Origin of the sequence: Nocardia sp. NPDC051900 (assembly GCF_044452545.1) — a bacterium.
In the GTDB taxonomy this organism is placed as follows: Bacteria; Actinomycetota; Actinomycetes; order Mycobacteriales; family Mycobacteriaceae; genus Nocardia; species Nocardia sichangensis.
Genome location: NZ_JBITBU010000001.1, coordinates 472,741 through 497,121 on the forward strand (window position 1 = coordinate 472,741; position 24,381 = coordinate 497,121).

22 protein-coding genes are annotated in these 24,381 nt (G+C 69.4%); 11 read left to right on the top strand and 11 right to left on the bottom strand.

The features are described from left to right. Positions 1–41 precede the first annotated feature (41 nt). Positions 42–992 (top strand): D-isomer specific 2-hydroxyacid dehydrogenase family protein, encoded by a 951-nt coding sequence (locus tag ACIA5H_RS02210; protein WP_397073277.1) that lies wholly within the window; start codon positions 42–44, stop codon positions 990–992. A gap of 35 nt (positions 993–1,027) precedes the next feature. On the opposite strand, the gene ACIA5H_RS02215 is transcribed toward ACIA5H_RS02210, so the two are convergent. Then, positions 1,028–1,609: a GrpB family protein gene (locus ACIA5H_RS02215; RefSeq protein ID WP_397073279.1), complete on the bottom strand. Its 582-nt coding sequence runs from the start codon at positions 1,607–1,609 to the stop codon at positions 1,028–1,030. Between the two features lie 82 nt (positions 1,610–1,691). On the opposite strand from ACIA5H_RS02215, the gene ACIA5H_RS02220 reads away from it, so the two are divergent. The 6 genes from ACIA5H_RS02220 (at position 1,692) to ACIA5H_RS02245 (ending at position 8,042) form a co-directional block, all read left to right on the top strand. Next, a complete protein-coding gene (locus ACIA5H_RS02220) occupies positions 1,692–2,678 on the top strand; it encodes an alpha/beta hydrolase (protein ID WP_397073281.1) in 987 nt (328 codons plus the stop codon). 1 nt (position 2,679) lies between these two features. Continuing rightward, complete coding sequence (locus ACIA5H_RS02225) at positions 2,680–3,582, top strand: SDR family NAD(P)-dependent oxidoreductase (RefSeq protein ID WP_379254641.1); 903 nt, start codon at positions 2,680–2,682, stop codon at positions 3,580–3,582. A gap of 10 nt (positions 3,583–3,592) precedes the next feature. After that, the gene (locus ACIA5H_RS02230; protein WP_397073426.1) at positions 3,593–4,513 is read left to right on the top strand and encodes a ferritin-like domain-containing protein; all 921 of its coding nucleotides are present in this window, start codon (positions 3,593–3,595) and stop codon (positions 4,511–4,513) included. Between the two features lie 11 nt (positions 4,514–4,524). Beyond that, positions 4,525–6,030, top strand: coding sequence for a flavin-containing monooxygenase (locus ACIA5H_RS02235; RefSeq protein ID WP_397073284.1), 1,506 nt, complete (start codon positions 4,525–4,527; stop codon positions 6,028–6,030). Between the two features lie 95 nt (positions 6,031–6,125). Beyond that, on the top strand, positions 6,126–6,908 hold the full coding sequence (locus ACIA5H_RS02240) for a MerR family transcriptional regulator (protein WP_379254637.1): 783 nt from the start codon (positions 6,126–6,128) through the stop codon (positions 6,906–6,908). Positions 6,909–6,947: 39 nt separating this feature from the next. Then, positions 6,948–8,042 (top strand): methyltransferase, encoded by a 1,095-nt coding sequence (locus ACIA5H_RS02245; RefSeq protein WP_379254636.1) that lies wholly within the window; start codon positions 6,948–6,950, stop codon positions 8,040–8,042. Positions 8,043–8,082: 40 nt separating this feature from the next. On the opposite strand, the gene ACIA5H_RS02250 is transcribed toward ACIA5H_RS02245, so the two are convergent. Continuing rightward, complete coding sequence (locus ACIA5H_RS02250) at positions 8,083–8,433, bottom strand: hypothetical protein (RefSeq protein ID WP_379254635.1); 351 nt, start codon at positions 8,431–8,433, stop codon at positions 8,083–8,085. Positions 8,434–8,674: 241 nt separating this feature from the next. On the opposite strand from ACIA5H_RS02250, the gene ACIA5H_RS02255 reads away from it, so the two are divergent. The 4 genes from ACIA5H_RS02255 to ACIA5H_RS02270 all read left to right on the top strand — a co-directional run bounded on the left by ACIA5H_RS02255 (position 8,675) and on the right by ACIA5H_RS02270 (position 11,601). After that, on the top strand, positions 8,675–9,379 hold the full coding sequence (locus ACIA5H_RS02255; RefSeq protein ID WP_355072300.1) for an ESX secretion-associated protein EspG: 705 nt from the start codon (positions 8,675–8,677) through the stop codon (positions 9,377–9,379). Positions 9,380–9,472: 93 nt separating this feature from the next. Beyond that, positions 9,473–9,847 carry a hypothetical protein gene (locus ACIA5H_RS02260; RefSeq protein WP_355072299.1) on the top strand — a complete coding sequence of 125 codons (375 nt, stop codon included), beginning with the start codon at positions 9,473–9,475 and terminating at the stop codon, positions 9,845–9,847. Next, the gene (locus ACIA5H_RS02265; protein WP_397073288.1) at positions 9,844–11,049 is read left to right on the top strand and encodes a hypothetical protein; all 1,206 of its coding nucleotides are present in this window, start codon (positions 9,844–9,846) and stop codon (positions 11,047–11,049) included. Before ACIA5H_RS02260 ends, ACIA5H_RS02265 begins: the two co-directional genes overlap by 4 nt. Before the next feature lie 309 nt (positions 11,050–11,358). Continuing rightward, complete coding sequence (locus tag ACIA5H_RS02270; protein ID WP_397073290.1) at positions 11,359–11,601, top strand: hypothetical protein; 243 nt, start codon at positions 11,359–11,361, stop codon at positions 11,599–11,601. Here the strand turns inward: ACIA5H_RS02270 and proB are convergent, their stop codons facing one another. The 9 genes from proB to ACIA5H_RS02315 form a co-directional block, all read right to left on the bottom strand. Further along, positions 11,602–12,744, bottom strand: a complete 1,143-nt coding sequence (gene proB, locus ACIA5H_RS02275) for a glutamate 5-kinase (RefSeq protein WP_379254630.1) — start codon at positions 12,742–12,744, stop codon at positions 11,602–11,604. 121 nt (positions 12,745–12,865) lie between these two features. Then, a complete protein-coding gene (gene obgE, locus ACIA5H_RS02280) occupies positions 12,866–14,320 on the bottom strand; it encodes a GTPase ObgE (protein WP_379254629.1) in 1,455 nt (484 codons plus the stop codon). Between the two features lie 122 nt (positions 14,321–14,442). Then, positions 14,443–14,709: a 50S ribosomal protein L27 gene (rpmA, locus tag ACIA5H_RS02285; protein ID WP_379254628.1), complete on the bottom strand. Its 267-nt coding sequence runs from the start codon at positions 14,707–14,709 to the stop codon at positions 14,443–14,445. 22 nt (positions 14,710–14,731) lie between these two features. Next, positions 14,732–15,043: a 50S ribosomal protein L21 gene (gene rplU / locus ACIA5H_RS02290; protein ID WP_039796660.1), complete on the bottom strand. Its 312-nt coding sequence runs from the start codon at positions 15,041–15,043 to the stop codon at positions 14,732–14,734. Between the two features lie 332 nt (positions 15,044–15,375). After that, positions 15,376–18,597 (bottom strand): translation initiation factor IF-2 N-terminal domain-containing protein, encoded by a 3,222-nt coding sequence (locus ACIA5H_RS02295; protein WP_397073294.1) that lies wholly within the window; start codon positions 18,595–18,597, stop codon positions 15,376–15,378. A gap of 469 nt (positions 18,598–19,066) precedes the next feature. Then, a complete protein-coding gene (gene ndk / locus ACIA5H_RS02300; protein ID WP_039796656.1) occupies positions 19,067–19,483 on the bottom strand; it encodes a nucleoside-diphosphate kinase in 417 nt (138 codons plus the stop codon). A gap of 130 nt (positions 19,484–19,613) precedes the next feature. Continuing rightward, on the bottom strand, positions 19,614–20,030 hold the full coding sequence (locus tag ACIA5H_RS02305; protein ID WP_379254626.1) for a DUF4233 domain-containing protein: 417 nt from the start codon (positions 20,028–20,030) through the stop codon (positions 19,614–19,616). A gap of 106 nt (positions 20,031–20,136) precedes the next feature. Beyond that, positions 20,137–21,507, bottom strand: a complete 1,371-nt coding sequence (locus tag ACIA5H_RS02310; protein WP_397073429.1) for a bifunctional folylpolyglutamate synthase/dihydrofolate synthase — start codon at positions 21,505–21,507, stop codon at positions 20,137–20,139. Positions 21,508–21,599: 92 nt separating this feature from the next. Continuing rightward, the gene (locus ACIA5H_RS02315) at positions 21,600–24,278 is read right to left on the bottom strand and encodes a valine--tRNA ligase (RefSeq protein WP_397073296.1); all 2,679 of its coding nucleotides are present in this window, start codon (positions 24,276–24,278) and stop codon (positions 21,600–21,602) included. Positions 24,279–24,381: the final 103 nt, after the last annotated feature.

Below are 24,381 nucleotides of genomic sequence, written 5' to 3' on the forward strand. Positions count from 1 at the left end.
CGCTCGCGACCACGTCCTACTGCTCCGAAGGAGGTCCAACCATGAACCGGCCTGCAGTAACGATCGCGATCGCCCCCGCCGATCCTCCCCCCACGCTGGTGGAGAAGGCCGTGGTGGAGGCGGGCGCCGCCGTCTCCGATCTCGACGAGGCGCAAGGGTTGATCTGGGTCGGCGGCCCGGACGAGTTCCCGGAGCGACTGCCCGCAGGCGTGGAATGGGTGCAGCTCCCGGCCGCCGGTATCGAGGAATGGTTCACCGCGGGCGTCATCGCCAGGCATCCCGGTGTGCGATTCACCTCAGCCGCGGGCGCTTTCGCGGCGAGTGTAGCCGAGCACGCGCTCATGCTGCTGCTCGCGGGCGTCCGCTACCTGCCCGAGCACTTGCGCGCGGCGGACTGGCGGCAGCAGGACTTCTTTCCGCACGTCGGCACGCTGCGCGGCAAGACCGTCACGATCGTCGGCGCGGGCGGCATCGGCCGCGCGCTGATCCCGATGCTGGTGCCGCTCGGCGCGCACATCATCGCGGTGAACCGCAGCGGACGGCCGGTCACCGGCGCAGGCATCCCGCCGTCGGTCGAGACGATCTCCGCCGAGCATCTCGGCCGGGTCTGGCCGCACACCGATCACGTGGTGGTCGCCGCGCCCGCCACGCCCGCCACCAGGCATCTCATCGGCGCGGACGTACTCGCGCGGCTCAAACCGTCCTCCTGGATCGTCAACGTCGCGCGCGGCAGCCTCGTCGACACCGACGCACTGGTCGACGCGCTGCGCTCCGGCGCGATCGGCGGCGCCGGACTCGACGTCACCGACCCCGAGCCGCTCCCGGCGGGCCATCCGCTCTGGTCGCTGCCGAATGCCATTATCACCCCGCATGATTCGAATCCGCCCCAACTCCGCTTGGCGGCCTTCGCCGACCACGTCCAGGCGAACGTCGAGCGCTTCGTCGAACGCCGCCCGCTGCTCGCACCGATCGATCCCGCGCTCGGGTACTGACGGAGGCACTTCGCGCGCAACAACATTCGAGTGTGTCAGCCGAACAACGCTCGACCGAGGATTTCCTCGATGACTCCGCTCTTGGCGTTGGCGTAGTGCTGCACGAACTTCCATTCGCGCTGCGCCAGCTCTCGTTTGGTCCGTTCGTAATACGCACGATCGTCCTCATGCGTGCGCAACCAGTCGCGGAAGGCCAGGATCCGCTCCATCTCGGGCCCTCCCGATTCCGGCGAGAGCACATGCAGATTCACGTTCCACCGCGCACCGCTGTCCACCCGACGAACGAAACAGCGATGCTGGTACCAGTCCGGTTGCCGGATACGCAGCTCATACCCGGCAGCCTCGAGGGCTGATAGATAGGCGACTTCGGCGGCGGCATCCAAAACAAGCAACAGGATGTCGATGACCGCCTTGGCCGCGAGACCGGGAACCGACGTGGACCCCGTGTGCTCTATTCGCAGCGCCACATCGCCGAGCGCCGCACGTATCGCGGCTTCTTCTTCCGCGTACCAGACCGGCCACGCCGGGTTGTATTCCTCGAGCACCACCCCGGCCGCGTAGGGCCGCAAGTCGCCGACCGTCGCCGCCGCTATGTCGTCGTCATCCAACGTCGCCATACGTCACGGTAACCGGCACACGCATCAGCCTTCTAGAAATGTGCCATTGACAACTGGCACATTCATCACTGATTCTTAGCGCATGACAAGGTCGACGAGGACCTCGGTCCCCGGTGTTCCCACCGCGCCCTCGGCACGCGCCACTGTGGCCGCGGCAGCTACCAGGCTCACCCTGCGTCCGCTGAACTGCGCGGTTCCGATGAATCCGCCGGGTGTCTGGTTCGCGCGTAAGCTCATCGCCACCCTGATGGCCGTCGGCGGTCCGGTTCCGGCAGGCACTTCCGTCACTCAGGTCCGGTCGGGCGCGGTGCGCGGTGAATGGGTTCGGGCGGCGGGGGTGCCGTTCGGAACGCGGGCCGTCTACTACATCCACGGCAGCGGCTACGTGATCTGCTCGGCTCGCACCCATCGCGGGCTCGCGGCCCGGCTGTCGGCCGAGACGGGACTCCCGGTCTTCCTCTCCGACTATCGTCTGGCGCCCGAACACCGGTTCCCGGCCGCGGCCGACGACGTCGAAGCGGGCTACCGCTGGCTGCTCGGCCGTGGCATCGCCCCGGAAGACCTGGTGATCGCCTGCGACTCCGCGGGTGGGCATCTCGCACTGGACCTGCTGGTCGAGAACGGACGGCACCGACGGCCGCAGCCCGCGGCCGTGGCGATGTTCTCCCCGCTGCTCGACCTCACCCTGAGCCTGGCGGCCGAGCGGGAACGCGTCCGGACCGATCCGCTGATCTCGGCCGCCGCCGCGAGCAAGCTGCCCGCGGCCTACACCAGCGGCCACGCCGCCGACGCGGCGCGCCTGCGGCTGGCCATCCCGCACGGTCTCGCGCTGCCGCCGATCCTGGTGCAGGTCGGCGGCACGGAGATGCTCGGCGCCGACGCACAGGCGCTGTGCGAAATGGTCCGGCGCGCGGGCGGCAGCTGCGAACTCGAGATCTGGCCGGGACAACTGCATGTCTTCCAGGCCCTTCCCATGGTGGTGCCCGAAGCCGACCAGGCTCTCGCCCGCGCCGCCGACTTCCTGCGCGCGGCGCTGGTCGCTACCTCCGGCACGGAAAAGGTGAGCTGAGATGTTCGGATTGGACAAGTTGATGGCACTGGGCCGCACCCGGCGCACGCACGGCGCGCGAGCCGTGGTCACCGGCGCGGGCAGCGGCATCGGCCGGGCGTTCGCGCTGGAGATCGCGGCCCGCGGCGGACGGGTGATCTGCGCCGACATCGATGAGGCGCGCGCCGACGAGACGGTCGCACTGATCGAACGCGATCACCCGGGCGCCGCGCATGCCTTCCGCTGCGACGTGGCGCAACGGGAAGACGTGGAGTTGCTGGCCCGCTTCGCCGAAACGATTTTCGACCGCCCGGTCAGCCTGGTGATCAACAACGCCGGCGTCGGCATCGGCGGAAAAGCCGTGGGAAACATCGGTTTCGACGACTGGCAGTGGGCCCTGGGCATCAACCTCTGGGGCGTCGTGCACGGCTGTGAAGTGTTCGCTCCGCGTCTGCGCACGGCCGGGCGCGGCGGCATTATCAACGTCGCCTCGGCCGCCGGATTCGCCGCCGCGCCCTCGATGGCCGCCTACAACGTGTCCAAGGCGGGCGTGATGTCGTTATCGGAGACCATGGCCGCCGAGCTGAGCGGCTCCGGAGTCGCGGTCACCGTCCTGTGCCCGACGTTCGTCCGCACGAACGTCGCGCGCGACGGCCGGATCACCAAGGAATCGGCGCAGCTGGCCGACTTCCTCATGCGCTGGACGGGATTCTCCCCCGAGCGCGTCGCGCGCACCGCCCTCGACGCGCACGACCGCGGGCAGCTCTACGTCCTGCCCCAGCTGGACGCGCACGTCGTCTGGCTGCTCAAGCGGTACTTCCCCGCGCAATACACCTTTGCCCTCGGGCTCCTGGAGCGGCTGCTGCCACAAGAGGACTCGACCACCACCGACCGCACGTCGGTCACCGACAAGACAGGAGTCTGACATGGCCGCCATCGCGATGGACTTCGACGACATGCTCCGCAAGATCAAGGACCGCCAGTGGGCACTGGCCGACATCGATTGGGACGCTCCGGGCGCCGAGACGATCACGCCGGAACTGCACGCCAAGCTCAAGCCGTTCATGGCCGATCTGATGTGGATCGAGAACGTCGGCGCGCGCGGCTTCGCGGCGATGACCAAGAAGGCGCCGAACGAGACGCTGCGCGAGATCTACCGCTATTTCCACGCCGAGGAGCAGAAGCACGCCAACGCCGAGCTGGCGCTGATGCGTCGGTGGGGCATGCTCGACGGCGACGAGATCCCGCAGCCGAACGTCAACGTCAAGCTGGTGATCGATTTCCTGGACAAGTACTCCGACGACATGTCGCTGTCGTTCCTCGGCACCGTCATCCCGATGCTCGAGGTCGCGCTCGACGGCGCGCTGATCAAGTTCATCATGGACGAGATCGAGGACCCGGTCTGCCAGGAGGTGTTCAAGAAGATCAACTCCGACGAATCCCGCCATCTGGCGGTCGATTTCGCCGTGATGGACCTGTTGGGTCACGCGGAGATGCGCAAGCTGCTCATCGACCTGGTCGGCGGCTGGGCCAAGCCCTCGCTGATCATCGGCGTGCTGAGCTACGTGCCGCTGCTGAACAAGATGCGCGACAACATCGTCGCGATGGGCGTGGACGAGGAGAAGCTCTACGGCGCGCTCAAGCGGTACGCGAACGTCGGCGAACGCAGTGAATTCGCCCGCAGGCTGCCGATGTACCAGATCGTCAAGACGCACGGCAGCTGGGTGATCGACCGCGGGCACCCGTACCATCTCGTGGCCGACGCGCTGGTGAAGATCACCGGGTTGGTGCCGAAGACGCTGCTGCGCAACAACCCGACCTGGTCGAAGGAACTGACCTACGAGCCCGCGGCATGACAGGGAATTCGATGAGTACGCATACCCTCGACGTCGCCGTCATCGGCGGCGGATTCGCCGGAATCGGCACGGCCATCCGGCTGAAGCAACGCGGAATCCGTGATTTCGCGATTCTCGAGCGCGGCACCGCGATCGGCGGAACCTGGCGCGACAACACCTATCCCGGTGCGGCGTGCGATATTCCGTCGCGGCTGTACTCCTACAGTTTCGCGCCGAACCCGAACTGGTCGCGCACCTACTCCGGGAGCAACGAGATCCTCGGCTACATCGAGGCGATGGCCGCGGAGTTCCGGCTCGGTCCGCACATCCGGTTCGGCCACAACGTTTCCGGCATGGTGTTCGACGAGCAGGCCGGAGTGTGGGAGATATCGATCGACGGCCACGCGGACCCGATCCTCGCCCGCACCGTCGTGCTGGCGTCCGGCCCGCTGGCCAATGCCAGTCTTCCGGACATCCGCGGCATCGAGACCTATCGAGGTCACAAGATCCACAGCGCCCGTTGGGATCACGATTACGACTTCACGGGCAAACGGGTCGCGGTCGTCGGCACGGGCGCCAGCGCGGTCCAGATCATCCCGGAACTGGTCGACAAGGCCGCCTCGGTGAAGGTGTTCCAGCGCACGCCCGGCTGGGTGCTGCCGCGGATCAATCGGCAGACCAACGGCTTGACCAAGGAGCTCTACCGTCGGCTGCCCGCCGCCGAGCAACTGGCGCGACGCGCCTGGTTCTACGGCCACGAGTCGGTAGCGCTGGGCGTGGTCTGGAACACGCCGCTGACCAGGGTGGTCGAGCTGGTCGGCAAGGCGCAGCTGCGCAGGCAGGTCAAGGATCCATGGCTGCGCCGCCAGCTCACTCCGGACTTCAGGGCCGGCTGCAAACGCCTGCTGATGACCGACGACTACTACCCCGCCCTGCAGCGGGACAACTGCAAGTTGATCACCTGGCCGATCGCCCGGATCTCCGAGCACGGCATCCGCACCGCGGAAGGCATCGAGCACCAAGCGGATTGCATCGTCTTCGCGACGGGATTCGACGTCTCCAAAACCGGGACGCCCGTTCCGGTGGTCGGACGCGGTGGCCGGGTTCTCGCGGACGAGTGGTCGCGCGGGGCCTACGCCTACAAGAGCGTCGCGGTTTCCGGATATCCCAACCTGTATCTCACGTTCGGCCCCAATTCCGGCCCGGGACACAACTCGGCGCTGGTCTACATGGAAGCCCAGATCGACTACCTCGTCGGCGCGATCGGCGTCATCCTGGACCGGGACCTGCGCATGCTGGACGTGCGGCGCGACCGGCAGGACCGCTACAACGCCGCCATCCAGCGCAGACTGTCGGCCACCACCTGGAACTCGGGATGCCACAGCTGGTATCTCACCGAGGACGGCTTCAACGCGACCATGTATCCGGGCTTCGCCACCCAGTACGTCCATCAATTGCGCAAGGTCGATCTGGACGACTACCTCGTGGTCGAATCGAACGCCGACCAGCGGCGACAGCGAGTGGCACGGGTTTCCTGAGTGGCGGAGGTACCGGCGGCGCGGACGATAGACTCGGTCCGCAGGGAGTTCTACAGCGCGCCGCCGGTCCTTCGGCGCCGTGGTCAGCGAGGGAGGTGAGGTCGACGCCGGAGTACCGGATCGATGACCTCGCGCGCGCCGCGGGCACCACCACCCGCAACGTGCGCGCCTACCAGGAACGCGGGCTGCTGCCGCCGCCGGTCGGCAAGGACGGCCGGGCCAGCATCTACGACGACGCGCACCTCGAGCGGCTGCGCTTGATCGACGCGCTGCTACAGCGCGGCTTCACCACCGCGCACATCGCCGACTTCATCACCAGCTGGGAGACCGGCAAGGACCTGACCGAGGTACTCGGCCTGCAACACGCCGTGACGGCGTCCTGGGCCAAGGACGAGACCTTCGAGGTGCCCCGTGAGCTGATCGGCACCATCCTCGGCGCCGACGCCGACGAGCTGGTCGACCGGCTGCGCGAGATGCGGCTGGTCCGGCTGGAGGGCGACACGGTGGTGTTCACCGAGACCCAGTTGCTCACCTCGTTCGCCGAACTGCACGAGTACGGTCTGGAACTGCGCACGCTCATCGAGATCTACGCCAAGGTGGCCGACCGGATCGATGACATCACGCACATCATGATCACCGCCGCCAAACAGCACATCATCGACGAGCACGGTCCCGGCTGGATGCCCGACACCAGCGGCGAAATCGCCGAGACCACAACGATGCTCAACAAGATGCGCGAGCTGGCGGTCGCCTCGGTGCACGCCACGCTCGCCCGCTCGCTGGACGTCACGCTGCGCCGCGAACTCGGCGACTATCTCGCCTCCGCCGCCGAGCGAGAGAAACAGCGCAGCGAATCCGGACGCGACGTACCCTCCTAGACAAGCGCAGAGTGCCGACCTTCGACGGATGGAGTCGCCGTGGCGTCCGACCGACCGAGAATTCCGCCGCTGCCGCTGGTACGGGCCGTCGAATCGGTGCGCGCCGCCCTGGCCTTCGCGTTCCGCAAGCTGGTGCCCGGGCACCTCGCGCTGATGGAGCTGATCGCCGCCGGATGGATCACGCAGGCCATCCACGCCGCCGCGGCGCTCGGCGTGGCCGACGCACTCGCGGCGGGGCCGCGATCGGGCGCGGACCTCGCGGCGGCGGTCGGCGCCGACGAGGACGCGCTGCGGCGGTTGCTGCGCCTGCTGATCAGCCACGGCATCTTCACCCAGCGGCGCGACGGACGGTACGCGCTGACGCCGATGGCGCGAGCCCTGTGCCGCGACTCGGACGTGTCGTTGCGCGACGCGGTGCTGTTCTTCGGTTCGCCCGGGCACCGCAACCACTGGTCGCACTTGGTCGACGCCGTGCGCACCGGCGAACCGGTCGGCGTGAAGCTCGACGGGATGCCGTTCTTCGAATACGTCCAGCACGACCGGGAACTCGGCGCACTGTTCGACCGCGCGATGACCAGCATCGGCACCCTGTCGATGGAGCCGCTGTTCGCCGCCTACGATTTCGGCCGCTACGCGACCCTGGTCGACGTCGGCGGCGGCGAAGGGACGATGCTCACCGAGATCCTGCGCCGCGCACCACGATCGCGTGGCATTCTGTTCGACGTGCCCGAAGTGGTGGCCACGGCCCCCGCTCGGCTCGCCGCGCTCGGTCTCGCCGATCGCTGCGCGGTGGAGAGCGGATCCTTCTTCGACAGCGTCCCCAGGGGCGGCGACGCCTACATCCTCAAGCACATCCTGCACGACTGGGCCGAACCGGACGCCGGTCGCATCCTCCGCACCGTGCGCGCGGCCATGGAACCCGACGCCCGGTTGCTGATCGTCGAACTGGTCGTCCCCGAACACACCGCACCGCACCCGAGCAAGTACATCGACTTGGAGATGCTGGTCAACGCGGGCGGACGGGAACGCACCGAGGCCGAGTACCGCGACTTCCTCGGCAGGAACGGATTCACGCTGACCCGGCGCGTACCAACGGCTTCCCCGGACAACGTGCTCGAGGCCAGGCCGAGCTGATGAAAAACCCGCTCGTCGAAAGCGTTGCCGATCGACGGCGCTACGACGTGGCCGGTACGACGAACGCCAGCGTGGCGATCCCCACGGCGCCGTCGGCCACACAGGTGGCCCGCATCGGCTTGCCAACCGGCGTCTGCCGCGACTCGAAGCCGCTGTAGTAGCCGAACACCGGCCCGGAGCGCTCCGACGGCAGGAAGAAACCGAGGCATTCGGCTTCCAGCACCGATGCTCCCTCACCGCTGTGGCACAAGGCGGCCGCGTCCGTGACGCCACGGTCGACATAGCAGCCCGCGGGCTCCGCTCCGGCGGACCCGGCTCCGACCCAGGCGAGGCCACCCGCGAGGAACAACAGAACGGTTCCCGCGCCCACTCGCCGCATCATGGTGTGCACCGCAATACCTCCTCGGCAGATCTCAGCCCTACCCGGTCGCTGCCGTGCTCTTCCACTATTTCAGCAGAATCGAAGGGGACGGTCGAGCACGACACCGCCGCGCGAATACTGTTTCTCCAGGGCGGATACCGAACCCATCCGGCGAGGCCGTGGCGTCTCCCCGCGGGAGTTCCCCCGTCCGGCGTCGAGACCGCTAGGCTACGAACAGCATTGGCTGGTTCGGTGAGGATGTGATTCGGCCGTGGAATGGACCTTCACTCCGGACGAGTTCGCCCATATCTGGCGCGAGACCGACCTGGATCGCCACCCCTACCCGCTGCGCATCCTGGAGACGCCCAGAACCGAGGACGACGCCGAGAAGTTGCGCATCGCCCTCGCCGAACGGCTGCCGCTGGGCTCCGACCCCGACCTTTCGGCCTGCCTGCGCATTCTGGCCAGGCCGCATACCAGGATCGTTGCCATCGGTGGTACACACCAGCCGGGCGGCGAACTGCGGTTGCTGGCCGCCGCCATCTACGATCGCGCCGTGCTCGCGGTGCAGGAACCAGGCGCGATTCCGGATTTCGGTGGTCGCGTGCGCATTTCGATCGGGCACAGCGCCAAACTGGGCCGGCGGATCGCGGCCCTGCTGCCGAAGACCCCCGCGGGCCGCGAACCCGCTCGCGTCGCGTCCGGGGCCGCCGTGCGCGACCGAGAGACCGTGACCGCGCGGCAGCAAGCAGCGCCGCGGATTCGCAAGTTGCTGCTGGAGCCGCATACCGCCGAGGGCCACATCAGGATCGAATCGCGGCTCGATCGACCGACCCAGCCCCCGCCGATCCATTACACCTGGATCGATGTGCGCGACGACGGAAGATACCTGATCAAAGCGGGCGACGAGGTGCGCATCGCGCCCGCCTCCGCCGATCAGATCGCCACCCAATTGCAAAAGCGCATACCGATATAGCCCGCTTTGGTGACCGCTGCCGCCGACTATTGCTGACCCGGCGCTGGGCTTCCGGTTAGTCTGGGGCAGACCGACCGATCTCAGGGGTGAGCGATGACGATCGATACCAGCCGAGCCGATATCGCCCGATTCAAGGAGGCCGCGCAGGCCGGGACCGTCCAGTTCGATCCGGCGGCGGCTCGGCAATGCGCCGAAATGTACGAACGGCAGGCCGATCGGCTGATCCACCTACAGCAGAGTCTCGAATCCGCGGCGGATCTAGGCGGTTTCGGTGGATTCGTCTCCGCCCAGCAGTTGCAGGCGGGATTCAGCCACAAAGCGCGTGACGCGGCGGCGCTGCTCGACCACTACATCGAAGCGGCCTACCGCATGAAGGAAGCGTTCTTGATCAGCGGAGGACTGTTCGAAGAGGCCGACGCCGCGAGCGCCGCCGCCCTGCGCGCGGTCCGGACGAGGTTGCCCCGATGACCGGTTCCGATCCCACCTACATCAACTCGATGGAGCATTTCGAGTCGATGCGGCACGACGAGATCTACGCGAAGGCACAGCAGATCGATCCCGCGCAGGTGCTGCACGCGTCGACCATCTGGCTCGACGCGGCGGGCACGCTCACCACGTCGTTTCCACTCACCCACGGCGGCGTTGATCGCGTGATGGACGCGGCGGACTGGAAAGGCGCCGCCGCTGACGCCGCTCAGGCTTGCGCACGCAGCTTCGCGGCGTCGGCCGACGAGCTGGCGGCGGTGCTCGGTCAAGTGGGCGCCCGCCTCGGCGGGGTCGCCGCGGCCGCCGAGGCGGTGAAACTCGCCGTGGTGCCGCCCGGCGCTTCCGGACCGGTCGGCGCGATCGCGCAGTTGCTGGAGGCGGCACACGTCATCGACGCGCAAATGGCGCAGGAGGCGCTGCGCCAAGAGGCCGTGCTAGCGATGAACATGGTCTACAAACCCGCCTATTCCACGGCGGGATCCGCGGTGCCCGCGCTGCCGGCGCCACCACCCGCCGCCACGGCGCCGTCCGCGCCGCAGGCGGTCTCACCCGGCACGCCGCGACACTCGGCGCCCGAGCAGACATCGCCGGACAACCAATGGTCGCCGGGGACAACGCAACCCGCGCCCGCCGCACCGGAATCGCCCGCGCCGTCGCATAATTCGACGCCGCCCGCGCCGAAGCCGGATCCGCAGCAGACGCCTTCGGCGCCGCCCACCCAGCAGGCTCCGCCGCCGCAGCAAGCGCCGTCCACGCAGACGCCACAGCCCGCGCCGACACCCGAGCCGACACAGCAGGCGCCGTCCACGACCGCTCCGCCGAGTCCCGCTCCGTCGCCACAGACCCCGGCGCCCACGCAACCGCCGAGTTCGTCGGCCCCTCCCCCGCCGACTACCGAACCGACGCAACCGCCGAATTCATCCGCGCCACCCCCGCCGCCGAGCCCACCACCCCCACCTCCGACCCCGGAACCAACGCAGCCGCCGAGTTCGTCCGCGCCGCCACCCGCAACCCCGGCCCCAGCCCCTGCGCTGCCGCCGAGCCCGCCGCAGGCACCGGCACCGGCTCCCGTTCCAGCCGTACCGATGCCCGACCCGAACGGCCAGCCAGGCGTCACCGGGCCGGTGGACGGCAGCCAGCAGCAGATTCCGACGACCAACCAACCTGGCGTCGTCCCGTCCTGACGGCCCGTCACCGGAGTCTCCGCAACACGAGCCACACCCCGGTACCTCGGAAACCGTCGACAGCGCTCCTTGTGGCGGTCGGGCACCTCGACCGCCACAAGGCACCACGGTCACTCGTCCGGATCTGCCCGAGCCGCGTCCCGTCGGCGGCTACTCAGAACTGAACCCCGAGCTGCCACTCCCGAGCAGCGTGAGCCCCGACGATGCACCCAGCGGACGCCGAGTCGATACGCGTCCACGCACGACCACACGCACCGATGGCAACGCGCTCGCGCACGATCACGAACGAACCGGGATAACTTCGCAGACATGACCGAGCTCCGCGCATTCCGCCAAGTCTGCTACGAGGTTGCTCGCCGCACCGGCGGCACCGTGATCGAGTTCCGTCTGGCAGGGAATACGACCCCGAACTTCCACCAAGGAGTCATCGCCTACCACGACCATCACGTCGCGGTGGTCGCGCTGCGCGATTCCGCGGTGCTGGCGGTCGCCGCCCCCTGGCTCCCGGGTCAGTCGGTCGGTCGTACCGGTGACCTGTCGAACGGTGCCTGATCAAACCTTTACGAGGTCGTCGGCGTGGATGACGGGACGCTGCATCGTGTCGGGGAGTTCGGCGGTGGAGCGGCCGAGCATGCCCGCCAGTTCGGTGCTGTCGTATTCGACGACGCCCCGGGCGACAACGCGACTGTCCGGAGCCACCAGATCGACCACGTCGCCGCCGTAGAAGCGGCCACGGACGCCCACGATCCCGGCAGCGAGCAGCGACCTGCGGCGGTGCGCCACCGCTTGGACCGCGCCGTCATCGATGAGCAGCGTGCCGCGGCTGTCCGCGGCGTGCCGGACCCAGAACTTGCGGGCGGACAACCGCACCGGCCGCGCGGCGAACGCGGTGCCGACGGTGCCGGTGGACAACGCGGTATCCGCCGAAGAAGCGGCGGCGAGCAGAACCGGTACGCCCGCGTCCGCGGCCAGGCGCGCCGCCGACAACTTGGACGCCATGCCGCCGGTGCCGAGCGCGCCGCCGCTGCCCGCGATGACGCCGTCCAGGTCGGCACTGCTGCGCACCTCGGGAATCAGCGTGGCCGCACCCTTGCGCGGGTCACCGTCGTAGAGGCCCGCCACGTCCGACAGCAGCACAAGTGCGTCGGCGCCGACGAGGTGGGCGACCAGCGCGGCGAGCCGGTCGTTGTCGCCGAAGCGGATCTCCTCCGTCGCGACCGTGTCGTTCTCGTTCACCACCGCCACCGCCCCCAGCGAGCGCAGGCGATCGAGGGTGCGCTGCGCGTTGCGGTGGTGCTCACGCCGGGAAAAGTCGTCGGCGCTCAGGAGCACCTGCCCGACCGTACGGTCGTAACGGGCGAACGACGTGCCCCAGGCGTGCGCTAGGGCCAGCTGCCCGACGCTCGCCGCGGCCTGCTTGGTCGCCAGGTCACGCGGACGGCTGGTCAAGCCCAGCGGCGCGATGCCGGCGCCGATGGCGCCCGAGGATACGACCACCACATCGGATCCGGCGCGCATCCGCGCCTCCACCGCGTCGGCCAGCCGATCCAGCCGCGCGGTATCAAGGCCGCCTTTCAAGCTGGTCAGCGCGGACGAACCGATCTTCACCACGACCCGGCGCGCCGCCGCGATCGCCAACCGCGCCTCGCTCAGGCCCGAGGAATCCGCCTCGGCGCTGATAGACCTCACCTGCATCCCCACCGAACTCCCTGCACCACAATCGAATCCACGGTAGTCGGGACCCAGCCGCGAACGATCGAGTCCGCCGGACACGGCGCCCACCGAGGGCGCACGGCGACTCGACCGTGGTCCACGTCTACTCCTCGTCTTCCTGTACCAGACCGCGTCGCACCCGGGACGCGTGCTTGCGCTCGGCCGCGCTGACCCGGTCGGTCTGTTCCAGCCGGATGTCGGTGCCGCGCCCGGTGGGCACCATGTCGATGCCCGCCGAGATCTGCGGCTCCCAGTCGAACGTCACGTCGCCGATGGTCACCGGCGCTCCCGGCTCCGCGCCCAGCCGCACCAGTTCGTCTTCCACGCCCAGGCGCGCCAGACGGTCGGCCAGATAGCCGACAGCCTCGTCGTTGTCGAATTGGGTCTGCCGCACCCAGCGCTCCGGCCGGGTACCGCGCACGATGAAGCCGCCCGGCTCCTCCGGGTCGGCGAGCACGCTGAATCCGGTCTCGTCGACCGCGATCGGGCGGATGACCGGGCGCTTCGGCGCTGCCTGCGGATGCTCCTCGCGGTACCGGCGCACCAGATCCGCGAGGGCGAAGGTCAACGGACGCAGGCCCACGTGGCTCACGGCGGAGATCTCGAACACCGGCCAGCCGCGTTCGGTGAACTCCGCGGTCACCATCTCGGCCAGTTCGGCCGCGTCGGGCACATCGATCTTGTTCAAGATCACCACGCGTGGGCGGTCGGCCAGATCGCCGAGCCCGGCGTCCGCGCTCAGCGCCGGCTGGTAGGCGGCGAGTTCGGCTTCGAGCGCGTCGACATCGGACACGGGGTCGCGGCCCGGCTCCAGCGTGGCGCAGTCCACCACATGGGCGAGCACCGCGCAGCGCTCCAGGTGCCGCAGGAAGTCCAGCCCGAGTCCGCGGCCCTCGCTCGCGCCCGGGATCAGTCCGGGCACATCGGCGATCGTGAAGGTGGTCTCACCGCTGGCGACGACGCCGAGATTGGGTACCAGCGTGGTGAACGGATAGTCGGCGATCTTCGGCTTGGCCGCCGAGAGCACCGAGACCAGCGAGGACTTGCCCGCCGAAGGGAAGCCGACGAGCCCGACATCGGCGACCGACTTCAGTTCGAGCACCAAGTCGAGTTCTTCGCCGTCCTCGCCGAGCAGCGCGAAACCCGGCGCTTTGCGGGCCTTCGACGCCAGCGAGGCGTTGCCGAGTCCGCCGCGGCCGCCGCGGGCGACGATGAAGCGGTTGCCAGCTCCGACCAGGTCGACGAGCACTTTGCCGTCGTCGTCGAGCACCACGGTGCCGTCGGGCACCTTCAGCACCAAGTCGACGCCCTGCTTGCCGTCGCGGTTGCCGCCTTCGCCCGGCTTGCCGTTGCCCGCCTTCGCGTGCGGGTGGAAGTGGAAGTCCAGCAGGGTGTGCACGTTGGAGTCGACCTCGAGGATGACGTCTCCGCCGTTGCCGCCGTTACCGCCGTCCGGCCCGCCGAGCGGCTTGAACTTCTCGCGGTGCACCGAGGCGCATCCGTGGCCGCCTTTACCCGCACGCACATGCAGTACGACACGGTCGATGAACTTGGACATACGCCGAATCATCCTCCTTCGGGACTGGTCGTACTGAGGGCTGTTCGTTCGCGAACACGAAAAACGGGCCAGGGTTCCGAGACCCTGACCCGCTCGCTGTATATCCGGAGGTGGTTCGGCGGTCAGGCCTGAACCGGCTCCGGGGTCACGATGTTGACGGTCTTGCGTCCACGCTTGCTGCCGAACTCCACCGCGCCCGCCGCCAGGGCGAACAGGGTGTCGTCACCGCCACGGCCGACGTTCACGCCGGGGTGGAAGTGGGTGCCGCGCTGACGCACCAGGATCTCGCCCGCCTTGACCGACTGGCCGCCGAAGCGCTTGACGCCGAGTCGCTGGGCGTTGGAATCGCGTCCGTTCCGGGAGCTGGACGCACCCTTCTTGTGTGCCATAGCTGGTTCTCCTCGGGATGTCTTACTTGATGCCGGTGACCTTCAGGACCGTCAGCGGCTGACGGTGTCCCTGGCGCTTGTGGTAGCCGGTCTTGTTCTTGAACTTGTGGATGCGGATCTTCGGGCCCTTGGTCTGCTCGACCACCTCGGCGGCCACGGAAACCTTGGCCAGCTTGTCGGCGTCGGTGGTCAGCTCGGCGCCATCGACGACGAGAACCGGATCCAGCGCCACGGCGGTACCCGGCGCACCCTCGATCTTCTCGACCTTCACCAGGTCACCGACCGCGACCTTGTACTGCTTTCCGCCGGTCTTGACGATCGCGTACGTTGCCATCGGTCGGCTGCCCTTCTTCCTATAGTGCTCGGCACTCGTTCACGCGGCGACACCTCCGGTCTGAATCCACCGGAAACCGCCACACGACTGGTCTGGTAATCGCCACCGCCTCGGCACCTGGTGGCTCTCGGTATCGAACTGTCGAGAACCGGGCCACGAAGACAAAACATGTTGTCACCGGGCAGCGACTGTCCAAGATTACAGGACGGCTACCGCGACGACCAAACCGGCGTTCGCCCGCGCACCGCGGCCCTGCCGCGCGTTCGCTGCCGGAACGCCTGTGGCCCCCGACCGGAAGGACCGGCGGGGGCCACAGTGGTGTCGGCGAGAACTCAGTTCGCGGCGTCCGGCGCGCCTGCCGGGCGACCGACCGACCGCCTGCGCGGCCGGTTGCGCTGCGGCACTTCGACCGGCTCGGGATGGGAGTAGTCGACCGCGGGTGCGGGCGCCTGGTCTCCGGTGGGCAGCACGAACACCGCTCCGGAGCTGTCCGCGGCGGGCGCGGCGGCCGAACGGGCAACCCGCCGGCGACGAGCCGGACGGCTCGGGCCCGGCTCGGCGACCCCGTTGGCGGCGGCACCGTTCTCGGTCGTCGCGACGGGCTCGGCAGCCGCGACGGTGTCGGCGACCGGCTGCGGCGCGGCATCCGAGACGGACGCACCGACGGGCTCGGAGACGGGCTCGTCCGCCGGTACCGACTCGACCTTTTCGACTTGCTCGACGACCTCGACCACTTCGGCGGGCTCGGTCTCCGGCTCCTCGGCGGGCACCGCGACCGCGGCCTCGACGGTCTCCGTGCCGACGCGCTCTTCGGCGGCCTCGTCCGTGTCCGCGACCTGCGGCTCGGCGAACGTGTCCGCAGTCGCTTCCGTGCCCTCCTCGGACTGGTGCGCGGCCATCGCCAGCGCCACCGGATGCGCCCGTTTGACGGCCGCGTCGTCCTCGGTGGGTTCGGCCGCGGGTCCGGACCCGTTGGCAGGCTGGGGAGCCGCCGCGGCACCCTTGTCCCGGCCTCGACGCCTGCGCGAACCGCTCTCGCGGGTGCGCGCGGCGGGCTCTTCACCGGAGCCGGGCTCCACCGGGTAGCTGTGCACGAGGATGCCGCGTCCGTGGCAGTGCTCGCAGGTGGTGGAGAACGCCTCGACCAGGCCGGTGCCCAGCTTCTTGCGGGTCATCTGGACCAGGCCCAGCGAGGTGACCTCGGAGACCTGGTGGCGGGTGCGGTCCCGGCCCAGCGCCTCGGTCAGGCGGCGCAGCACCAGATCGCGGTTGGACTCCAGCACCATGTCGATGAAGTCGACGACGATCATGCCGCCGATGTCGCGCAGCCGCATCTGGCGCACGATCTCCTCGGCCGCCTCCAGGTTGTTCCTGGTGACCGTCTCCTCCAGGTTGCTGCCGCCCGCGCCGGTGAATTTGCCGGTGTTCACGTCGATCACCGTCATGGCCTCGGTGCGGTCGATCACCAAGGTGCCGCCCGACGGCAGCCACACCTTGCGATCGAGCGCCTTGGACAGCTGTTCGTCGATCCGGTAGGTCTCGAACACGTCGACGCCGTTGTTCTCATGCCGGGAGACCCTGGCGAGCAGGTCCGGCGCGACGGTGCCGATGTACTTCTCCACCGTCCTCCAGGCCCGGTCACCCTCGATGACCAGCTTGGAGAAGTCCTCGTTGAACAGGTCGCGGATGACCTTGACCAACAGGTCGGGCTCTTCGTAGAGCGTCTTGGGCGCGTTGCCGTCCTTGCCGGTCTGCTCCTGGATGGTGCGCCAGGTCGCCTGCAGCCGCTCCACGTCGCGGGCCAGTTCGGTCTCGCTGACGCCTTCGGAGGCGGTGCGGATGATGACACCGGCGTCGGCCGGCACGATGTCGCGCAGGATCTCCTTGAGGCGCTTGCGCTCGGTGTCCGGCAGCTTGCGGCTGATCCCGGTGGAGGTGCCGCCGGGCACGTACACCAGGAAGCGCCCGGCCAGGCTGATCTGCGTGGTCAGCCGGGCGCCCTTGTGGCCGACCGGGTCCTTGCTCACCTGGACCAGCACCTGATCGCCCGGCTTGAGCGCCTGCTCGATCTTGCGTTCCTTGCCGCCGAGCCCGGCGGCCTCCCAGTTGACCTCACCGGCGTACAGCACGCCGTTGCGGCCGCGGCCGATGTCGACGAACGCGGCCTCCATGCTGGGCAGCACGTTCTGCACCTTGCCCAGGTAGACGTTGCCCACCATGGACGCGGAACCTGTGCTCGTCACGAAGTGCTCGACCAGGACGTTGTCCTCGAGCACGGCCACCTGCGTCGCGGTGGGGTGATCCGGGAAGGACTTCTCGCGCACGACCATCACGCGGTCCACCGCTTCGCGCCGGGCCAGGAACTCCGACTCGGTCAGGATCGGCGGGCGGCGACGGCCCGCCTCGCGCCCGTCGCGACGGCGCTGCCGCTTGGCTTCCAGCCGGGTGGAGCCGGTGATGCCCTGGACCTCGTCGACCGCGACGCGGCCGCGGCTCTTGTTGCGCGGCTCGCGCTCGTGCACGACCGTGTTCGGCGGATCGTCGTCGGCGGGCTCGTTCTCGCCCGACTCACCGGCCACCTTGCGACGACGGCGGCGACGGCGACGGCGGCTCGAGCCTTCCGGCACGCCGTCCTCGTCCTCACCCTCGCCCTCGGCGGTCTCGGGGGATTCCGCCGCGTCGGTGGCTTCGGCGGACTCGGCGGTCGCGGGAGCCGACTCGTCGTCGGTCTCGGTGTCCTCGCCCTCGCCGTCGCCATCGGACTGCTGCTCGCCCCGGCCGCGACCGCGCCCCCGGCGGCCACGGCGACGGCGCCGCGGCTGGCCTTCGGCGTCGACGTGCTGATCGGACGACTCGCGCTCGTCCTCGGTGTCCTCGGTCTCGTCCTCGACGGGCTCAGGTGCCTGCTCGTCGGTGCGGCGGCCCGCACGCTCGGCGCGGCGCTGCTTGCGCGCCTCCTCGGCGGCCGCGGCGTCCGGCGACAGGAACAGCGGCGCCTGCACGACGGCGGCGGACTCGAACACCGCGGGAGCCACCGGCTCCGGTTCGGGCCGCACCGAGTGCGTGAACAGGTGCGTGTGGTTGGCCGGCGCGCTGAGCGGCGGCTGCGCGGTGGACACCGTGTCCGGCGCGGAGAAGATGACGCCCGCACCGGAGAACGGAACGTCACCGGCGGGTGCCGGTGGTTCCGTGGCAGGCGCGGGTCGTTCGGCCGCGGGCGTCGGCTGTTCCGGCGCCGGTTGCTCGGCCACGGGCGCCCGCGTGGGCGCGCCTTCCTCCGGCTGCGCCGGTACGGGGGCGTCTCCCGGCCCGGCGGCGGGCTGCTCGGCCGCGGCGTCCGCCTCGACCGTCACCAAGGCGTCGCGCACGGACTCCGCGACGGCTCGGTCGACGTTCGACTGGGCGCTGCGCGCGTCCGCCCCCATCTCGGTGAGCTTGGCCAGGATGCGCTTGCTCGTTACCCCCAGCAGCTTGGCGAGTGCGTGAACTCGGATTCGCTCCGGCAATTGTTCGGCATCCTGTGATGTTGTTTCCAGCGGCTCTTGATCGGCCACGAAGTCTCCTCGGGCCCCCGGGCGCGTCCCTCCCGGCGGGAGTGACGCGGCCGACGCGGGGGCGCTGTCCGTTCGACTCGCACCCTGTGGGCGCGAGATCAAGTGGTCTCGCCCCGCGTGCCCGGTTATCTCCTCGGTTGTGCGTCGGTCGGGCTAACTGGTCACGCGGCGCCTGGCTGTATGGCTGAACTCCGCGGCGCGAGCGCTCATCCAGCGTGCCTACACGAACAGCGGACCTGTGACCAGGCCGTTTGTCCATGGCAGCGATGATCGGCATCGAACCGTGGTGTCATCCGGCTGCCCTCGTCACGTTTCGTTCGCGCACCTGCACGAACAGTCGGCGTCGAAAGCAGCCGATGCCAGTATCCCATACCGCGCGCCGGGCGTTCGCCATCGGCGCTCGACTCGGTCCCGCCCGCGGCGCGAACGCGGGTGTCGCGGCGGCGCGGGCACGACGATCGAGACTCGGTCAGGCGGGCAGTTCGGGGAACCAGAGGGCGATCTCCCGCTTGGCCGATTCGGGTGAATCGGAGCCGTGGACCAGGTTCTCCTGGGTCTCCAGAGCGAAGTCTCCGCGAATGCTGCCGGGCACGGCCTTTTCGACCGGGTCGGTGCCGCCCGCGATCTGGCGGAACGCGGCGATGGCGCGCGGGCCCTCCAAGATGGCCGCGACGACCGGGCCCGAGGTGATGAACTCGATCAGGGACCCGAAGAACGGCTTCTCGGCGTGCTCGGCGTAGTGGCCCTTGGCCAGTTCCTCCGACACGTGCTTCAGCTCCAGGGCGGCGATCTTCAGGCCCTTGCGCTCGATCCGTGCCAGCACCTCGCCGACAAGGCCACGGGCCACACCGTCCGGCTTGATGAGTACCAACGTCTGCTCAGTCACGGCGCACAGCCTATCCGGCATACTTCCGGGCACCGCATCAGCGGTCGGGCTGATCGGCTTCCCGTGCACTCGGCAAGGGAGACCTCCGCCGGAAAAAGTGCGACCGGCAGCATCCTGGGCGGCCCTGCGGCTACGACCGCTGGATGCGCTGGCTCGGCAGCAGCCCTTTCTCCATCCGGCCGCGCACGTCGGCGCGCAGCACCAGGATGAAGCCCCAGACCACGGCGAACACCACACCGATGACGCCGATGGACACATGGATGAACGCGCCGAGCAGCACCAGGACCTGCAACCCGAGGTTGAACGGCAGCGCCCAGGACCGCCGCTGCAACCCGGCCCCGAGGAACATCACCACCGCGAGCGCTACGAGATAGGTGCCGGACAACCAGGTCACGCCGCCGCCGACGTCGGCAACCACCGGCAACGCGAGCAACACCACGATCGCCTCGAGCACCAGCGTGCCCGCCATCACCCCGCGGAAGCCCTTCCACGGGTCGGTCGCGGGCGCGGGCACCGACTGCTCGTCTCGTTCGGCCGGTTCGCTCATGCTGTGCCCTCCTCGGCATCCGCCGGGCTCGTGCGGTGACCGGCGCTCATGCAGTGGTTCCCGGTCCCGCGATGGTCGAGGGGGCCGCGGTGCACGCACCCGGCGCTCACGCCGGGTCCTTTCCGAACAGCGCGCGAGCCGCGCCCGCCGTGACGACCGATCCCGTGATGATCACGCCCGCGCCGGACACCATCTCGCCCGCGTCGCCCACTTCCTCGGCGATCGCGATCGCGGTCTCCAGCGCGTCGGGCAGGGTGGCGGCGGAAACCACGCGCTCGTCGCCGAACCGCTGGACCGCGAGGTCGGCGAGGGTCTCCACGTCCAGCGCGCGGGGCGACCCGTTGCTGGTGACGACGATCTCGTCGAACACCGGCTCCAGCGCGGTGAGGATGCCGTCGGCGTCCTTGTCACCGAGCACCGCGACCACGCCGACCAACTTGCGGAAGTCGAATTCGTCGGTCACCGTCGCGGCCAGCGCCCGCGCGCCCGCCGGATTGTGCGCGGCGTCGATGAAGATGGTGGGCGCGCTGCGCATCCGCTCCATCCGCCCGGGACTGGTGACGCTCGCGAAGCCCGCGCGGACGGCGTCGATGTCGAGCCTGCGCTGCGCGCCGGCACCGAAGAAAGCCTCCACCGCCGCGAGCGCGAGCACCGCGTTGCGCGCTTGATGCTCGCCGTGCAACGGCAGGAAGATCTCGTCGTACACCCCGCCCAGGCCCTGCAACTCGAGTTGCTGCCCGCCCACCGCGATCTGCCGCGCGAGCACGCGGAACTCCGAGCCCTCGCGCGCGACCGCGGCGTCCACCTCGACGGCGCGGCGCAGCAGCACCTCCATCGCCTCGGGTTCCTGCTGCGCGATCACCGCGACGTTGTCGCGCGGCACCAGGCTCTCCGGGGCGCGCTTGATGATCCCCGCCTTCTCCCCCGCGATCGAGGCCAGGTCCGGACCCAGGTAATCGGTGTGGTCCAGGCCGATCGGCGTGATCACCGCCACCTGCCCGTCGATGACGTTGGTGGCGTCCCAGGTGCCGCCCATTCCCGTCTCGACGACCGCGACATCGACCGGCGCCTCGGCGAATGCGGCGTAGGCCATGCCGGTGAGCACCTCGAACTTGCTCATCGCGGGCCCGCCCGCGGCCGCCGACTGCTTGTCGATCATCTCGACGAAGGGCAGCAGTTCGCGATAGATCTCCACATACTTCGCCGGGGTGATCGGCGCGTTGTCGATGCTGATCCGCTCGGTGGCCAGCTGCAGATGCGGACTGGTGATCCGGCCGGTGCGCCGATGCAGTGCGGTGAGCAGCGCGTCGATCATCCTGGTCACCGAGGTCTTGCCGTTGGTGCCAGCGATGTGGATCGCCGGATAGTTCTGCTGCGGCGAGCCGAGCAGGTCCATCAGCGTGGCGATCCTGGTGAGCGACGGCTCGATCTTGGTCTCCGGCCAGCGCTGGTCGAGTTCCGCCTCGACCAGCGCCATCTCGGCCAGTTCCACCGGCGAGGGACCGGAGCCGAGCCGCGCTCCGCCGCCACGGCCCTCGTCGTCGCCGTATTGCGGTTCCGGCTCGTGGTTCACTTGCCGCTCAACTCCGCCAGTCGGGCCCCGATGCGCGCGACCTCGTCCGCGGCGACCTGCTGCCTGCCGCGGATCTTCTCGACCACGTGGTCGGGCGCCTTGGCCAGGAACGCCTCGTTGCCGAGCTTGGCGGCGGTGCCATGGAGTTCCTTCTGCGCGGCGGCCAGATCCTTCTCCAGCCTGCGGCGCTCGGCGTCCAGGTCGACCGCGCCCGAGGTGTCCAGCTCCACGGTGACCGTCCCGGCGCTCAGGCGGACCTCCACCGACGCGGTCGCGGCGAAGCCCGCGTCCGGCTCGGTGAGCCGCGCCAGGTTGGCGACCGACGCCGCCTGCTCGCCGAGCCCCGCCTCGCCGACCCCGATCAGCTTGGCCGCGACCTTCTGCTTGTCCGCCAAGCCCTGGTCGCTGCGGAACCGCCGGATCTCCGTGATCAACCGCTGGGTGTCGGAGATGCGTTGCGCCGCCTCCTGGTCCACGGGCACCCCGGAGGCCTGCGGCCACGGCGCGATCACGATCGACTCGCCGCCGGTCAGCGCCTGCCACAACGCCTCGGTGACGAACGGCACGACCGGGTGCAGCAGGCGCAGCACCGCGGCGAGCACGGTACCGAGCACCAACCGGGTCGCTTCCGCGCGCGCGCCGTCGGCGGCGAACTGCACCTTGGCCAGCTCGAGGTACCAGTCGCACAGCTCGTCCCAGGCGAAGTGGTAGAGCGCTTCACACGCCTTGCCGAACTCGTAGGCGTCGAACGCGGCGTCCGCTTCGGCGCGCACCGCGTCCAGCCGGTCCAGGATCCAGCGATCGGCGTCGGTGAGCTGTGCGCGATCAGGCAGGTCGCCCACCCGCGCGCCGTTCATCAGCGCGAACTTGGTCGCGTTGAACACCTTCGTCACGAAACTGCGCGAGGCGAGCACGTGCGGCTCGCCGACCGAGAGGTCGCCGCCGGGCTGCGCGCCGCGCGCGAGGGTGAAGCGCGTGGCGTCGGCGCCGAAGGCGTTGATCCAGTCCAGCGGGTCGATGCCGTTGCCACGCGACTTGGACATCTTCTTGCCGAACTGGTCGCGGATCAGGCCGTGCAGGAACACGTCCTTGAACGGCACCTGCCGCGCGCCGCCCTTGCCCGTGGTCAGCACGGCGTCCTCGGCGACGTAGGTGCCGAACATCATCATCCGCGCCACCCAGAAGAACAGGATGTCGTAGCCGGTGACGAGCACGCTTGTGGGATAGAACTTCTCGAGTTCGGCGGTGGCGTGCGGCCAGCCCATCGTGGAGAACGGCCACAGGCCGGAGGAGAACCAGGTGTCGAGGACGTCCGGGTCCTGCACCCAGCCCTCGGGCGCCTGCTCGTCGGGCCCGACGCACACCACTTCGCCCTCGGGGCCGTACCAGATCGGGATGCGGTGGCCCCACCACAGCTGACGCGAGATGCACCAGTCGTGCATGTCGTCGACCCAGCCGAACCAGCGCGGCTCCTGGCTCTTGGGGTGGATCACGGTGTCGCCGCTGCGCACGGCGTCGCCTGCGGCCTTGGCCAGCGACTCGACCTTCACCCACCACTGCATGGACAGGCGCGGCTCGATCGGCTCGCCGGTGCGCTCGGAGTGCCCCACGGAGTGCAGGTACGGCCGCTTCTCGGCGACCACGCGGCCTTCTCGCGCGAGCCGCTCGCGCACCTTGACGCGGGCCTCGAAGCGGTCCATGCCGTCGAATTCGGTTCCGGTGCCGGTGATCCGGCCGCGCTCGTCCATGATCGTCGGCATCGGCAACCCGTGCCGCAGACCCATCTCGAAGTCGTTGGGGTCGTGCGCCGGTGTGATCTTCACCGCGCCGGAGCCGAATTCGGGATCGACGTAGTCGTCGGCGATGATCGGGATCTGCCGTCCGGTGATCGGATGCTCCAGGGTCGTGCCGATCAGCGCCCGGTAGCGCGGGTCCCCCGGATGCACGGCCACCGCCGTGTCGCCGAGCATGGTCTCCACCCGGGTGGTGGCGACGACGACGTGCGGTTCGTCGTCGCGGAGCGAGCCGTAGCGCAGCGAGACCAGCTCGCCTTCCACGTCCTCGTACTTGACCTCGATGTCGGAGATCGCGGTGCGCAGTTCGGGCGACCAGTTCACCAGCCGCTCGGCGCGGTAGATCAGGCCCGCGTCGTAGAGCCGCTTGAACATCGTCTGCACGGCGCGCGACAGGCCTTCGTCCATCGTGAAGCGGTCCCGGCTCCAGTCGACGCCGTCACCGAGCGCGCGCATCTGCCACTGGATGGCGCCGCCGGATTCCCGCTTCCAATCCCAGACCTTCTGCACGAACAGTTCGCGGCCGAAGTCTTCCTTCGTCTTGCCGTCCACCGCGAGTTGCTTCTCCACCACGGTCTGGGTGGCGATGCCCGCGTGGTCCATGCCGGGCAGCCAGAGCACCTCGTACCCCTGCATCCGCTTGCGGCGCGACAGCGTGTCCATCAGGGTGTGGTCGAGCGCGTGGCCCATGTGCAGCGTGCCGGTGACGTTCGGCGGCGGCAGCACGATCGAGTAGGGCGGTTTGCCGCTGCCGGTGTCGGCGGTGAAATAGCCAGCGGCTACCCAGCGCTCGTACATCTCGGCCTCCACCTCGCTGGGAGTCCAGCTCTTGGGGAGGGCATCGGCACGATTACGCGTGTTGTCAGGGGCTGCGCTGGTCACCCCGCGATTCTAGAGCGCGTCGCCGCGCCGACTTCGGGTCGGTCGACCCGGCCCGCCGCTACCCGCGGATCCGCCGGGCGGCAGCGCTGTGGAAATCGGGCGG

What these genes read in the sequence shown, in the direction of transcription:
- ACIA5H_RS02210 (WP_397073277.1), top strand. Translation starts at nt 42, where the DNA reads ATGAACCGGCCTGCAGTAACGATCGCGATCGCCCCCGCCGATCCTCCC.
- ACIA5H_RS02215 (WP_397073279.1), bottom strand. Translation starts at nt 1,609, where the DNA reads ATGGCGACGTTGGATGACGACGACATAGCGGCGGCGACGGTCGGCGAC.
- ACIA5H_RS02220 (WP_397073281.1), top strand. Translation starts at nt 1,692, where the DNA reads ATGACAAGGTCGACGAGGACCTCGGTCCCCGGTGTTCCCACCGCGCCC.
- ACIA5H_RS02225 (WP_379254641.1), top strand. Translation starts at nt 2,680, where the DNA reads ATGTTCGGATTGGACAAGTTGATGGCACTGGGCCGCACCCGGCGCACG.
- ACIA5H_RS02235 (WP_397073284.1), top strand. Translation starts at nt 4,525, where the DNA reads ATGAGTACGCATACCCTCGACGTCGCCGTCATCGGCGGCGGATTCGCC.
- ACIA5H_RS02260 (WP_355072299.1), top strand. Translation starts at nt 9,473, where the DNA reads ATGACGATCGATACCAGCCGAGCCGATATCGCCCGATTCAAGGAGGCC.
- ACIA5H_RS02265 (WP_397073288.1), top strand. Translation starts at nt 9,844, where the DNA reads ATGACCGGTTCCGATCCCACCTACATCAACTCGATGGAGCATTTCGAG.
- ACIA5H_RS02270 (WP_397073290.1), top strand. Translation starts at nt 11,359, where the DNA reads ATGACCGAGCTCCGCGCATTCCGCCAAGTCTGCTACGAGGTTGCTCGC.
- proB (WP_379254630.1), bottom strand. Translation starts at nt 12,744, where the DNA reads ATGCAGGTGAGGTCTATCAGCGCCGAGGCGGATTCCTCGGGCCTGAGC.
- obgE (WP_379254629.1), bottom strand. Translation starts at nt 14,320, where the DNA reads ATGTCCAAGTTCATCGACCGTGTCGTACTGCATGTGCGTGCGGGTAAA.
- rpmA (WP_379254628.1), bottom strand. Translation starts at nt 14,709, where the DNA reads ATGGCACACAAGAAGGGTGCGTCCAGCTCCCGGAACGGACGCGATTCC.
- rplU (WP_039796660.1), bottom strand. Translation starts at nt 15,043, where the DNA reads ATGGCAACGTACGCGATCGTCAAGACCGGCGGAAAGCAGTACAAGGTC.
- ACIA5H_RS02305 (WP_379254626.1), bottom strand. Translation starts at nt 20,030, where the DNA reads ATGAGCGAACCGGCCGAACGAGACGAGCAGTCGGTGCCCGCGCCCGCG.
- ACIA5H_RS02310 (WP_397073429.1), bottom strand. Translation starts at nt 21,507, where the DNA reads ATGGCGCTGGTCGAGGCGGAACTCGACCAGCGCTGGCCGGAGACCAAG.